Source organism: Levilactobacillus parabrevis, from assembly GCF_044051715.1.
GTDB lineage: Bacteria > Bacillota > Bacilli > Lactobacillales > Lactobacillaceae > Levilactobacillus > Levilactobacillus parabrevis.
Genome location: NZ_CP168688.1, coordinates 348,808 through 362,428 on the forward strand (window position 1 = coordinate 348,808; position 13,621 = coordinate 362,428).

At 50.8% G+C, this 13,621-nt stretch carries 11 protein-coding genes; 8 read left to right on the forward strand and 3 right to left on the reverse strand.

The features are described 5' to 3' along the window. Window positions 1–28: 28 nt before the first annotated feature. On the reverse strand, window positions 29–301 hold the full coding sequence (locus tag ACEPSU_RS01745; protein WP_395322436.1) for a hypothetical protein: 273 nt from the start codon (window positions 299–301) through the stop codon (window positions 29–31). 196 nt (window positions 302–497) lie between these two features. Between ACEPSU_RS01745 and fabV the strand changes: the two genes are divergently transcribed. The 8 genes from fabV to ACEPSU_RS01785 all read left to right on the forward strand — a co-directional run bounded on the left by fabV (window position 498) and on the right by ACEPSU_RS01785 (window position 9,951). Further along, window positions 498–1,688 carry an enoyl-[acyl-carrier-protein] reductase FabV gene (gene fabV / locus ACEPSU_RS01750; protein WP_395322438.1) on the forward strand — a complete coding sequence of 397 codons (1,191 nt, stop codon included), beginning with the start codon at window positions 498–500 and terminating at the stop codon, window positions 1,686–1,688. A gap of 293 nt (window positions 1,689–1,981) precedes the next feature. Continuing rightward, the gene (locus ACEPSU_RS01755) at window positions 1,982–2,428 is read left to right on the forward strand and encodes a flavodoxin domain-containing protein (protein WP_395322440.1); all 447 of its coding nucleotides are present in this window, start codon (window positions 1,982–1,984) and stop codon (window positions 2,426–2,428) included. A 28-nt stretch (window positions 2,429–2,456) separates the two neighbouring features. Further along, window positions 2,457–2,975 carry a GNAT family N-acetyltransferase gene (locus ACEPSU_RS01760; protein ID WP_395322442.1) on the forward strand — a complete coding sequence of 173 codons (519 nt, stop codon included), beginning with the start codon at window positions 2,457–2,459 and terminating at the stop codon, window positions 2,973–2,975. Between the two features lie 304 nt (window positions 2,976–3,279). Further along, window positions 3,280–4,650: an amino acid permease gene (locus ACEPSU_RS01765; RefSeq protein ID WP_027825881.1), complete on the forward strand. Its 1,371-nt coding sequence runs from the start codon at window positions 3,280–3,282 to the stop codon at window positions 4,648–4,650. 503 nt (window positions 4,651–5,153) lie between these two features. After that, window positions 5,154–5,816, forward strand: a complete 663-nt coding sequence (locus ACEPSU_RS01770; protein ID WP_395322444.1) for a hypothetical protein — start codon at window positions 5,154–5,156, stop codon at window positions 5,814–5,816. Between the two features lie 250 nt (window positions 5,817–6,066). Beyond that, window positions 6,067–6,708, forward strand: coding sequence for a WxL domain-containing protein (locus tag ACEPSU_RS01775; protein WP_395322446.1), 642 nt, complete (start codon window positions 6,067–6,069; stop codon window positions 6,706–6,708). A gap of 54 nt (window positions 6,709–6,762) precedes the next feature. Continuing rightward, complete coding sequence (locus ACEPSU_RS01780) at window positions 6,763–7,800, forward strand: DUF916 and DUF3324 domain-containing protein (RefSeq protein WP_395322448.1); 1,038 nt, start codon at window positions 6,763–6,765, stop codon at window positions 7,798–7,800. A 12-nt stretch (window positions 7,801–7,812) separates the two neighbouring features. Then, on the forward strand, window positions 7,813–9,951 hold the full coding sequence (locus ACEPSU_RS01785) for a lectin-like domain-containing protein (RefSeq protein ID WP_395323484.1): 2,139 nt from the start codon (window positions 7,813–7,815) through the stop codon (window positions 9,949–9,951). A 1,407-nt stretch (window positions 9,952–11,358) separates the two neighbouring features. On the opposite strand, the gene ACEPSU_RS01790 is transcribed toward ACEPSU_RS01785, so the two are convergent. Continuing rightward, window positions 11,359–12,594 (reverse strand): ArgE/DapE family deacylase, encoded by a 1,236-nt coding sequence (locus ACEPSU_RS01790; protein ID WP_260338550.1) that lies wholly within the window; start codon window positions 12,592–12,594, stop codon window positions 11,359–11,361. 181 nt (window positions 12,595–12,775) lie between these two features. After that, window positions 12,776–13,585: a MerR family transcriptional regulator gene (locus ACEPSU_RS01795; RefSeq protein WP_395323486.1), complete on the reverse strand. Its 810-nt coding sequence runs from the start codon at window positions 13,583–13,585 to the stop codon at window positions 12,776–12,778. Window positions 13,586–13,621: the final 36 nt, after the last annotated feature.

Genomic DNA, 13,621 nt, shown 5'->3' on the forward strand with positions numbered 1-13,621 from the left:
GTGGCTACCGCTGTTTTCAAGAATCAAGTTAGTTACTGAAGCTGTGGCTGAGGCGAGTAGACGTTGCGGCCTCACGGTTGGCAGCTTGGACCAATTGCTTTTGCGTTTCGGTTAGGCGCTGGCTTTGCCAATGCTTGGCTGCCCGTTGCTTAGCTGTCGCAGTCTTGTAGGTTTGACCGTTGAAGGTATAGTTGCCAGAAGCCTGGGCGTTGTTCGCACCCAGAGCAGTGGGAATGGCGATAGCCACGATGATGGCGGCGACTAGAACGATCAGTGACTTTGCGAGTTTACTTTTAAGCATGTTTGAATTTCTCCCTTGAATTACTGAGGTATAGGATACAACTCATTTATCATACCCAAGTTGGTTGAGCGATACAACTATGAAATCACCTCCCGAGAGTCGTCCAATCAGCGGTAAAGGGTGGCGAGTCAACCAAGGTATCGCTTTCAACAAAAGAGTGCTAAATTAGAGAAAAATGGAAGGCTCGGTGAACAACATGCAACTATCCGAAAAGATTACAGGTAACGTTTCTCGTTCGGTCAATCCGCATGGCTTGGAACGGATGATGGCACAACAGATTGAAACGGTGCGGCAGCGGGGAGTCTACGCCGGAGCAAAACGCGCGTTAATTCTCGGTGGGTCGGCCAGTTACGGATTGGGGAGTCGGCTGACAGCAGCGTTTGGTCAAGGCGCTACTACGATTTCCGTCGGCTATGCGCGACCGCCACAGGATAACTTCCTCGGGGCGGCTGGTTGGTGGAATCAAGTGTATTTCAAGCAGGCTGCAGAACGGGCCGGCCTCGTTGCGCAGAACTTCAATGCTAATGCCTTTCTAACTAGCACGAAACAACTCGTGATCGACTATATTCGGCAACGTTTGGATGGGCCAATTGACTTATTGGTGTATTCGGTTGCGGCGCCCAAACGCGTTAATCCGGAAGATCCCGATGAGGTCTGGCGTTCCGTGATCAAACCGATTGGCGCACCAGTCACCGATTTTTCAGTTGATTTAGAACATGAAGAGTTGGTGAAACAAACAATTGCGCCCGCAACTCCGGAAGAGATTGCGGCGACAACCCACGTCATGGGTGGTGAAGACTGGGAGCTGTGGGTACAAGCGCTCAAGACGGCCGGTGTTCTGGCGCCCGATTGTAAGACGATCCTGTTCTCCTATGAAGGACCGGCAGCGACTGCGGCGATCTATCACGATGGGACGTTGGGTCAGGCGAAACGCGCGGCCGAGGCCAGTGCACGGCGGTTGCAGGCGAAGCTGGGCCCGGCAGGCGGGGAGGCCTTGATCAGCGTGAATCGGTCGGCCACGACCAAGGCTTCGGCCGTTATTCCGGGATTCTCGCGTTACTGCTTGGCGTTGTTACAGGCGGAACAGGTCACGGGCACGTATGAAACAACCGTGGAACACCAAGACCGGCTGTTCCGCGACATGGTTTACGGTCGACAGCGTCAGGTCGATGACTTGGGTCGGTTACGGCCGGATGCTTGGGAACTTTCGGCACCGACACAGGGGCAAGTGGCCCAAATCCTGCCAAAGATTACGCCAGCGACTTTTACGCCGGATTTGCCAGGTTATCAGCAGTACCGACGGGAGTTCCGCCAATTGAGTGGTTTCGATGTCCCGGGGGTGTCCGTTGATTTCGATATGACTGAGTTAAATGATCTGGTTTACTAGCCAATAGGCTGAGATAGCGAGATGGTCCATAAGCCCGTCGTAATGCCTTTTTAGCGCTAACCTTATGTAAGCGAAGCCAAATTACAATTTTCTGAGAGTCGTTGCTTTTTGCTAGGGAATCGGCGAAAAAAGGTCTATAATACTCAGCAGTCTATAGCGACTCTCGCCGCCGATGTGGTGGGGCCGCAACATCATTTGGCCGTTGATCCATCGGTTGGCGTGAGTTAACCGCTGACCTGATCACCAGACGTGTCACAATTCAATGCTGACGATTAAGGAGAACTTACACAACTATGACCCCAACTATTCAAATCATTTTTGCCAGCATGTCTGGCCGTAACCGCGCACTCGCTGGTCATTTACAAGCTCAGCTGGCATCCAGAGCCCAAACGGTGATTACGGAGATCTCACAGGCGGATGTTTTCGAGTTGCCAAAAGCCGATGCCGTTATTGTGATCAGTTATACCTATCATGATGGTGACTTGCCGGATGAGGCCCAAGACTTCTTTGAAGATCTGAAAGAAGTTGACCTGAATCGGACAAAGTTTGCCGTTTTAGGGTCTAGCTCCAAGAAGCACCTGCACTTTGGTCGGGCCGTGGATTATTTAACGATTCAGCTGAATTCTAGCAACGGTGAACAAGTGGCTGATTCCGTCAAGATCGACCAAGATCCGGACGCCGACGACTTGGCACGGGTTGACCAACTCGCACAACGCGTTTTAAAGAGCGTCGAAGATTAATCGGAAAATTTAACGAGGTGAAACCAGAATGTATTTACGTAAAGCGAAAGCAGAAGAAATTGACTTAGTTTGTGACATTATTGAAGATGGCAAAAAGCAGCTTGCCGATGCCGGTATCGACCAATGGCAGAACAACTATCCCAACCGCGCCGTTATCGAAGGTGATATTGAGGATGGTCGGGCCGTAATCTACAACAGTGATGACCACGAGACGTTAGGGGTCGCTGCCGTGATTGAAGCGCCAGACCACGCCTACGATACGATGAAGGGTGAATGGCTCTCCGACGCGACGAAGTACGTGACGGTTCACCGGGTCGCGATTTTCTCCCATCATCAAGGCAAGGGCTACGCGTCCCAACTGTTCCGGGACTTATTCGACTACATCGATGAACATCATCCAGAAGCTGAAAGTATTCGAATTGATACCCACCGGGACAACTTGAAGATGCAACACTTGATCGAAAAGTTTGGTTTCAAAAAGGTTGGCCAAATCGATGGCGTCTACCACCCAGACGATGTCTGCTTCGTTTACGAAAAGCTTATTTAGGTGGGGTTGGCGGGAAACCGTTAGTCACTAAACGAACCGGGCTTAACGAAATGTTTATACGAAAAAAATAATTTTAACGGAAGCCGTTACCGGTCTAGTGCCGGCGGTGGCTTCTTTTTTTATACATCAAGTTTGAATAAACGCCGCCGTTGCGGCATAATTGGGATTGGAATTTGTGAATATTTTCCTGGAGGCTTAAAAAGCAGTTGCTTAATTGCTCAGAACCAGGTAGCATATTCTCATATACTTTTAATCTTTAAACTGAATAATCCCTGATAATAGGGGATAGAAAGAAGGAATTAGATTGCAAAGAAGACTAAGCGCACGCCAAATGCAGATGATTGCGTTAGGCGGAACGATCGGCGTTGGATTATTTATGGGGTCTGGTTCCACAATCAAGTGGACGGGACCTTCCGTCCTCATTGCCTATATTATCTCCGGTGTTTTCTTATACTTAATTATGCGGGCCTTGGGGGAAATGCTCTACGTTCACCCCACAACCGGGTCCTTCTCAACTTTTGCTTCCGAATACATGCACCCAGTCTTTGGGTATCTCACGGCTTGGAGTAATATCTTCCAATTCATTGTCGTGGGGATGAGTGAAATGATTGCGTTAGGTGGCTACTTCCGTTTCTGGTGGCCGAATTTACCGGATTGGATTCCTGGGTTGGTAGCGATTACCTTCCTATGTATCGCTAACCTGATTTCGGTCAAGATGTTTGGGGAGCTGGAATTCTGGTTCGCCCTGATCAAAGTGGTCACGATTGTGCTGATGATCATTGCTGGCCTGGGGGTCATCCTCTTTGGTTTTGGGAATGGCGGTCACGCGGTCGGTATCAGTAACCTGTGGACGCATGGTGGTTTCTTCACCGGTGGTGCCAAAGGGTTTATCTTCGCGTTGGCCATTGTGCTAGCGTCGTATCAGGGGATTGAGTTGATCGGGGTCACGGCTGGTGAAGCCGAGAACCCCCAGCACACGCTGGTGACGGCGATTCGGTCAACGGTTGCCCGGATCCTGATCTTTTACGTGGGGGCCATCTTTGTTATCGTCAGCATTTACCCATGGAATCAATTGAATCAGATTGGGTCACCCTTCGTGCAGACGTTTGCTAAGATCGGGATTACTGCAGCTGCTTCGATCATTAACTTCGTGGTGATCACGGCCGCACTGTCCGGTTCGAACTCCGGGATTTACAGTGCCAGCCGGATGGCGTTTACCTTGGCGGAAAAGCAACAGTTGCCACGAAAAGTGACGCTGCTGAATCGTCATGGGGTGCCCGTATATGCTGTTATCGCGATTTCCATCGGGATCGGTATCGGGGTCGTGTTGAACGTGGTCTTACCGATGTTCTTCAAGGATGCCAGCCAGATTTTCGTTATGGTTTACAGTTCCAGTGTCCTACCCGGTATGGTGCCGTGGTTTGTGATTCTGATCAGTGAGATTGAATTCCGTAAGCAAAATCCCAAGGAAATGGCTACCCATCCGTTCAAGATGCCGTTCGCACCGTGGTCGAACTACGTGACGCTGGTCTTCCTGGCGATTACGCTGATCTTTATGTTCCTGAATCCTGAGACGCGGGTATCGATCCTGGTTGGGGTGGTCTTCTTGGCTATCATGACCATCATCTACTTCAGAAAGTACCAACCCCGCGAAAACGAGGAAAAGACTTTATAACTGACCAATAATCGTTACCTGCGGCTGCCAGAATTCTACCTGCTGTGGGGACCGGTCCAAGCCAAAGGGCAGTCTTGAACCTCGACTTGAAGCCGTCAAAGTTCAGCCGTCTTCAAGCTCGTCCCATGACCTAACCTGACTTAAAACGCTAGCTAAGGTCATCGTCATGGCCGGCGCCATCCTGTCCTCCTCCGGCGAGGCAGTCGCTAGTCAGGTAATTGTCTGTCATCGCCGGGGGATTGCATCGTTCTTAATAATCGTAAATCATCAATAGTCAGCTAGTCATGACACAATTTGTGTTGGATTAGCTGGCTATTTTTAGTTGGAAATGACTATAATATCTTTAGCGTGTTTCAATCAATCTTGAAGTTGAACGGATACTTACCCAAAATGAACGGTCAGTTTTCGTTGGTAGAGCGTCCAAATTTGCACGGATTTTAGGTGTGATTTTATCCAAACTCGGCGGGATTTACCGTCAAAAATCGAAGGAAAAGGGGCAAAATATGAGTCGTCCAGGGAATTATGGCAAGTCGAGTCGTCTCAAGCAGTTGCGGCAAATTCGGCGGCGTAAACAGCAACAAACCAGTCGCACCATTGGCTGGAACCAGGTTGAGGACTTCTTGCTCGGCCGCTATCACTTGGTTCAGGGGAGCAAGCTCCCGCCAATCGTTGATGCCACCGTCCAGCGCTTCTTCAGTGAATGGCTCCAGACAGCGCTGGCTCAGGGTGAAGACCAGGTTCAGTGGGACGTCACAGCCCTAACGGCGACAACCCTACAACGTATCGGCAATCAGGTGCCGTGGCAATTCTACGGGCTACTGGCCGGACAGGCGCTGCGGTGGCAACGGCTACTCGTGCGTGAAGGTCCAGTCGTACCGTTAGCGACACCACGTCAGATTATCTCACCGCTCAGCGAAGCCGCATGGCAACAGCTTTTGGCCGACCAATTGGCGGTGAACTTATTAACGGTCAGCGCAGTCCCTGTGACCGTCAAGCAACGTCAGCAATTGGCAGGTAGCTTTCTAGTTGCCAATCAGCTCCAATGGGCTGCCGTAGCGGCGTTATTTGCGCCCTTAGGTTTCCAGGTGACGCCGGGAACCGATCAAAAGACTACTCAGTGGCTTAATGATTTAAGGGGCTTAACGGTGGGCGATTTCCATCACTAAGTGACTAGGTACGAAAGGTCAGCGAAAAGCTGGCCTTTTTATTTACCACCGGGTATCATCATCTAGTGAATCAAGCATGTAGGGACAAGTAAGACACGGCTTCGGACAGACGGCTGGTGAACAAGGTGGCCAGCACGGAATAATTTAGTCTGTAACGTCACGGGTGGCTTAGCCATTACCGGGGCCATCCATGTTTGCTAAAACGGGTAATCGGGAGGTATAAATTTAGCAAATATGAGGAGTGAGTATCATGACTCGAAAGTTAATGAAGAAGGCTGCACTACTAAGTGGTGTCGCAGCCTTAGCACTGGGGATCGGTGCAGTGCCCGCTTTTGCGGCAACGACCGATACGTCCAGTAGCGCTAGTGATAGCAGTAGTAGTGGGCCAACCTCACAGACGACCGCGACTACGGCAGAATTCGATACGAGTCCCAACGCAACCATTGCGCTGGATTCGGCACCTAATATCGGGTTCGGCGCCAACGCCACCCCAAACGGCAAGCTTGATATGACGTATAACGCAACGACGGCGGACAATCCAGTTGAAGTTTCCAACCCTGGGCTACCAAGTGGCTGGAACGTTCAAGTGAAGAATACGGCGTTTACGGATCCTGCTGGGGACATCCTGAAAGGCGCCGTCCTTTCATTGGGTGAACCTGACATCGAGGCTGCCAACACGGGCAACCCTTCCACTGCACCAACGGCTTCAGCGTTTAAGCTTGACGGTACTGGCACCAACGCGGTTATCTACAGCGCGGTTGCTAAAGGTGGTTTGGGAATCTGGGATGCTAACTACGGTTTAGCTGAGATTTCATTGGCGGTACCAGCAGGGCAACTTGGTGGGACTTACACGTCAACGATGACCTGGCAGCTGAACGATACGCCACAATGAGTTAGTCGTTGATTTGTGTCGTTGGGGCGTCATTGTGTGATGAGGGGGGCGTCTATGATGAAACGTGGATGGAAGATCTTGTTGGCAGTCAGTCTCGCGTTAATTGCGATGGTTTGGAGTTTACCCACGGCGCGCGCCGCTAAGACGGCGGAAAACAATGTGGGCTACACGGTTCGACCGGTATTACCGGCGAATCAGATCACGAAGAAGGTGTCGTACTTTGACTTACGGGTTAAACCGGGTCAAACGCAACAGCTTCAGATCTTGGTCGCCAACACCAGTAACCGGTCCCAGAAATTTCGAATCAGCGTGAATCAGGCAGTCACTAATAATAATGGGGTCATCGATTATAGTCAGCTTAACCCGAAGCGGGATTCGTCCTTGAAGGTGGGCATTGCTGATGTCTTTACCAAGAACGCCACCCAAACCGTGACGGTTCCGGCAAACGGACAGAAGCAGGTCAGTCTGAGCTATACGATGCCCGCGAAGAAGATTCGTGGCATTATTTTGGGCGGCATTTATATCGCCCAATTGAATCCTGAGAACGCGAAGTCTGATGGTCAGATCATGATCAAGAACGCGTTTGCGTATGCTATTGGGTTGTCCCTGCAAGAGGGGGCGACCGTGAAGCCCGATCTCCGGTTAGATCGGGTCGCAACTGCGCAGATCAACGCCCGGAATTACGTGACGGCCAACCTGCAGAATTTTCAACCCGGAATTCTACAGAAGTTGACCGTTAACGCCCGGGTGACCAAGGCGGGCAGTAACCAGACCCTGCTGTCACAGAAGCAGGGACAGATGGGGATGGCGCCGAACAGTAATTTTAACTTTGGGATTCCTTGGGGTAACGAGGCCTTAGTTGCTGGCAACTATACGTTGTATTTGACGGCGAAATCCGGTGATCAACAGTGGCAGTTCGTCCGCAACTTCGCGATCAACGGTCCAACCATCAAGCGGCTGAACCGGCACGCCTTAACTCCGACCCAACCAAATTACCTGTTGTACCTGTTACTGGTACTCTTGATCGTCATCCTGTTAGCCATTATTGGCTATCTCATCTATCGTAACCGACACACACCCGACACGAAGTAAGGAGGAATTACGTTGCACAAACGGTGGTTGAGCGCCGGCTTGATTCTACTAGCAGTGACCCTAAGCAATGGGCTAACGGCCCATGCCGATAGTGATTACACGAACGCGTTGGCAACGGCGCCGCAAGGAATTCTATTGGACAAGACGGATGCTATTATGACCTTAGGGACAGCTAGCATGAGCTCTGCTGCTGTAGTTGATACAACGAATCCGGCCGCTCCGAATACGCAAGCAGCACGTCTGACTAATGGCTCAAATCAATTTGGCGCGATTTGGTCGACGGATGATAACTACTTTAATTTAAAAGAGGACGAAACAGTCTCAATGTGGATGTACTTTGGCGATAAGGGTACGAAGGCGGCTGATGGCATGGCCTTCGTCTTGCAAAATGATTCAGAAGGCATTGGTGCGAGTCCCAAATTTGGCCGATTTGGCGTTATTGGGGAAACACTGGGTGCCTGGGGAATCGACAAGAACCCCGTCCAAAGTTCCAGCGCGGGAATCGCTAAAACGGCAATCCAGAATAGTTGGGCAGTTGAATTCGATACGGCGTTTAACAACCAAACCGGTGGACACGCTGCCGGTCAGGGAAATTCGTTCGATATCGGCTTCCCAGCAGCCCACATCGCGTCATCGTATCCAGGTCTAGCCACGACGTACCATCAGTACGTGGATCCTGGCACGTGGGGCATTACGAAAACCAATTACTACTATTCCCTCCAACACAACGGACTGATCACCAACTCTAAGAATCCTGGGTTCTTGGCGAACGGGCAGTGGCATCACGTCACCATTCATTGGAATGATCTGGCGGAGACCATGACCTACACGTTCAATGACAAGAATCCACAAACTGGGGAACGACAGCCGGGGGTCAGTCGAACGGTTCGGCTGAACCAGAAGGCTATCGATCCCACAGGCTCGAATCGGGTTCGCTGGGGGATTACCGGTGCCACGGGTTCTAGGTGGAGTAACAACCTGGTCGTCTTCGAAGACACGCCGGGAAACGTTAAGGCGGATACAAGGACCACCTTGACTGACCTGACGCGTGAACGGGAGATTCAGGATCACGGGACGACGGTCGCTAACGACCAAGTTCGTCTCGACTACCACTTGGACTATCGTGACGGTCGGCAACCCTGGTCAAGTATTATCGCTAAATTAAATCTTCCTAAGTCCATTGATTTCGAGCAAGCCAAGATCACCTATAGTGGTGATCGTCTTCCCGAGACATTGGACGTCAGCAAAATCAAGGACAACCAGCTGCTTACCGAGTTGGGTTACGCGATGGATAGCGCATACCCCTCCGCAACCATCAGCCTGACTGGGCGGGTGGCGCCGGTGTCCAAGACAACAAAGGTGGCACGCACATCAAGTACTTTCTCGTCTAACGCCTTGATTAGAACGGTCGAGACGCCGACGTTTACGATTAATCCGAGCGTCGACTTGAACTTGGCCGTTACCAGTGGGCAGACGGTAAACTTGAAGGCACAAGAGGGGACCACTGTTGCTGGGAAGGTTGATATGGTGACGAGTGCTGAAACCGCGCCGCTAGCCAAACTCGCGGCGACTCTGAACAAAGCAAAGTTACCGGATGTTGCACTCAACGCCGATGGGACGTTTACCCTGCCGGTGACCAATGAAATGCTACGTCAGGGTAAAAATACCTTGAATCTCAGGGCCGTCACGGCGGATGGTGATAAGTCCAATCTGGTTACCGTGACCATCACGGTGACCGGTGAATTGAAGTTTAGTTATATTTCGCCAAATGAAAGTTTTCAGAACAGTACACTGACGGATAAAAATCAGTTGGTGCACCGGGATGGTGATTGGCAATTGGTGGTTCAGGATACCCGGGGGACGGGTTCTCAGTGGACGCTGATGGCACAAGCATCGCCGTTCGTTAGCGAAACTGGTGTCAAGTTAGGTGGCGGTCCCGTGTATATCAGCAAGCGAGGGGTAACGCCAATTGGCGCAAGCCCAACGCCAGTGCTGACCCACACGACGAACGATGCCAACCTCGACGGTAAGTTCGACGTTTCAGCACATTGGGAAAAGAAGTCTGGGGTCTTACTCGCAGTGGATTCAGGAACGGTTCCTGGCAATTATTCCGGGAGCATTACTTGGACGCTGGAGGATGCACCACAGTAGTAAGAGTGCGGACCAAGGCGCTTAGGTTCTGAGCATTAGGGAGCTAAGGGGATTCTGTTCGGCTTCGCCGGACAGGAGTCACTTAGGTTTCTAAGCGCAGGAACCTGCCTTGGGTAGCACGTTTCGGAAGCCGCCAGGATCGGGATATCTGATGCGAGACGCGTCTTTTGAAATGGGTATGGCGGCTGTAACCAATAACGCAAGATCCGGTGCTTATCCGGGTTAAGCGGAGGGGTCAGCCCAACCGAGCACGTTTCGGAGGCCGCCAGGATCAGAATATTCGATTGGGGCTGTGCTTCTCGGAGCAGTGTTACTTCAGGCAAGTGAGTCACTTAGGTTTCTAAGCGCAGGAACCTGCCTTGGGTAGCACGTTTCGGAAGCCGCCAGGATCGGGATATCCGATGTGAGACGCGTCTTCTGAAGCACTTACTGTTCGAGTATTCAGAATCGAATCTGTTCACCGGGGATGTAGTCTAACCGAAGCTAGACCGTATTCAGTTGTTAGGTGGGCAGGTCAAATGTCAGTCAATTTGGGAGATTACAGACGAATCACCCTACCACAGAAGCTAATATGCAACGATTTTATCGCTAACAGATTAACTAAGTTTCATCAAAGCCACGAAATGGCGCCTAGGCCTAAAGCCCGGGCGCCATTTTGTATATGGATGATACCAATACCAGCGCCTGCGGCTGGCAGAGGTTCCACCTGCTGTGGGGACCGGTAAAAGCCAAGGAGCGGTCTTTTACCTCGACTTTGAATCTCACCAAGACCGTGAACTTCAAAGGTCGTCCATGGTGTAAGAACGGGTAAAATCAAGCGCCCGTTCTAACGCCATTTTCACGGCTGGTTCCACCTCTACCCACCTCCGGCTAGTTTTTAGTCATTGTGAAAAATGGCTACAGCATATGTGTTCATTCTAGATTGAGTGAATTAAGTCGTATTTTTTCAATTGATTTAACTTTCTCTAAACCCTTGATATATCAGTGCTCTTCGAATAGAAATAACAGGCATTGTGTTTGCTTGTCAAAAAAAGTGAGACAAATTCAGTCAAAATTACATTAGTAGTAAGTAAAGGGGAAAATTAACCGATATATGCCGTATAGAAAAGAGACCGCATTAACTCGACCCTTTTCAAGTCGAGTTAATGCAGTCTATATGGAACGTAATTGTTTAATTAGAGCTTAAAAGTTAGTCTAGCCGGAGGAGGGCAGGGATGGCGCCAGCCGTGACGACGGTGTTAGACCGGGCGTTTGATTCTTCCCGGCCTTACAGCGTGGGACGCGTTTGGAAACTCGCCTGAACTCGGCGAGGTTTCGAACCGAGCCGGAAGCCCGTACTTTGGCTGGAGGCGGTCCCCACAGCGGCAGAATCCCTGACAGCCGTAGGCGATAACGTTTAACGTCTAGTTACTTCAATAACTTCGTGACCATTTGCTCGTAAATCGTGATGAACCGGTGGTACATGTCCAAGTCGACGTATTCGTTGACCTGGTGCGCTGTAATGTTACCCGGTCCAAAGATGACAACGTCAATGTCAGGATTAGCAGCCAGGAAGGAGGAGGCGTCAGTGCCACCCGGAACACCAATTAATGGCAACTTCTGATCCAGGTTACTTTCCCCAACTTCACGGGCAACCGTGACTAATTGGGCGTCTTCCATGGTGTGCATTGGCCGCAAGTCGCTCAGAATGTCCAAGGTCAGGTCGGCACCGGCGGCGTTTAAGTCGGCAATGATTTCCTTGATGGCGACCGTCATATCGGCATTTGGCAACTCTGGAATCGTCCGAATTTTAACGGATAAGTCGGCACTGGCGGGAACTGTGTTGATCTGTTCCCCACCACGAACCATTGTGACGACGGGCGTTACCGCACCCAGAACGGGGTTGCGGTAGTTCTTGATGGAGGCGAAGTATTCCTCTTCCTTTTGGTAGAAGGCCATTAAAGGCGTAATGGCGTTCTTACCGATTTCAGGCATGGAACTGTGCGCAGCGACCCCGTTAGAGTGCACCGTGTAGGTCAAGGATCCCTTGTGGGCGAGTTCGATGAAGTGTTGCTCACCGGTCTGATTGGCATCGGATAACTTCTGGGCAGCGGCTTGGTCGGCTTGAAGCATGTATTGAATCTGTTTTTGCATCAGTAATTGCTTGGCGACCCCGCTAGGTTCACCGACGATCAGCGTGTCGAGGTCCTTGGCGTAACCGGCTTCGGCGAGTTGCTTGGCGCCGTATTGGCCGTACTCTTCACCAACCGTTGCCATCAAGCGCAACGTTCCATGTAGGGGAATGTGATTGTCTTGTAAATGAATCATTGCCCAAACACCAGCCATTAAGCCAGACTTCATGTCGGAAGTTCCCCGGCCAATCATCAAGTTGTCCTTGATGGTAGCGGAGAGGGCGTCGACCTTCCATTTGTCAGCGTCGCCTAGGGCAACCACGTCGGCGTGACCATCGAATCCTACAACGGGACCGTTGCCGTCACCAATCTCGGCGACCAGACTGGCCCGCCCAGGAGCGTATTCAACTAATTTACTTTCAATATTATGCTTTGCCAGGAGGGCAGCGATGTAGTCTGCTACTTGCCCCTCAGCACCATTAACGGTATTCATCTTAACGATATCGCTCAGCGCTTGAACAACTTCATCCATGTTCTTCCACCTCATTTTAAATATGGCCACCCGGTTTTAACAAGATTAGGGTGATAACTAACTTGATTACAGCACTTTTTGTAGGGGTGGTCAAGAAACACGCGACTGTCAGGGAAAATTGATAGAAAAAAGAGAACACCATGGAAGATGATGTTCTCTAGAGAGTTGAGCCATTTGAATATTACGCCTGAATCTGATACTGTAACCGCACCAGATTGGAGGCGCCCTTGCTCGTGAAGGTTTCGTCCAGGTTCATCTGCCAGAGATGGTCGTTGATCTGAATATGGTTCTTAGCGATATATTCGGCTAGAATTCGCAGACCAATGCAGATGTGTTTAGTATCGTTGGTGGTGTTGATTGAGACGTAGTCGCCGGCGGGTTTCTCCAAACGGGGTAAGTCACCGGTATCCATCGTCGCCGTGACCGCCTTCAGAATACAGAAGGAGGCGTCGGGATAGCGGTTGGCATCGCTATTCGGCAATTGCGTACGGAATCCGGAGTCCTGCTTGTTGACCAAATTAAGCTTGCCGAGGCGGTCGTAGAAGTCGGCATAAATTTCAGCAATCTCCTCTTCAGTACAAGCTACAGACTGCCTTGAGTGACAGAACAGCGCTGCGGGAGCTGTTTCGACGAACGGTTGGTTGCGTACGCTGGTCGTCGCCTCGGTAGGTTGATTGAAGCGGGTATTGAGCGTTGCCTGTAGAACATTTAGATTATCTATCTGGGTGTTGATTTTCGTCAGAACGTCTTTGAGGTTCTCATTCAATGCGTGTGAATCTGTGGCAGAATTCAGCGTCTTGATTTCTGAAATTGAGAGCCCTAACTGACGCAACTCCAAAATAAAGGTGGCTTCATAAAGTTGATCATAGTCGTAGTAACGGTAGCCATTGGCGGCGACTTCCTTCGGCTTGAACAAATCCTTTTCGTCGTAGAAAATCAGCGTCCGACGAGTCGTACCGGCTAGCTTGGCGAATTTCTGAATGGTTAACATGAGGCATCTCCAATTCGTTTGCTTGACTGTAACGTT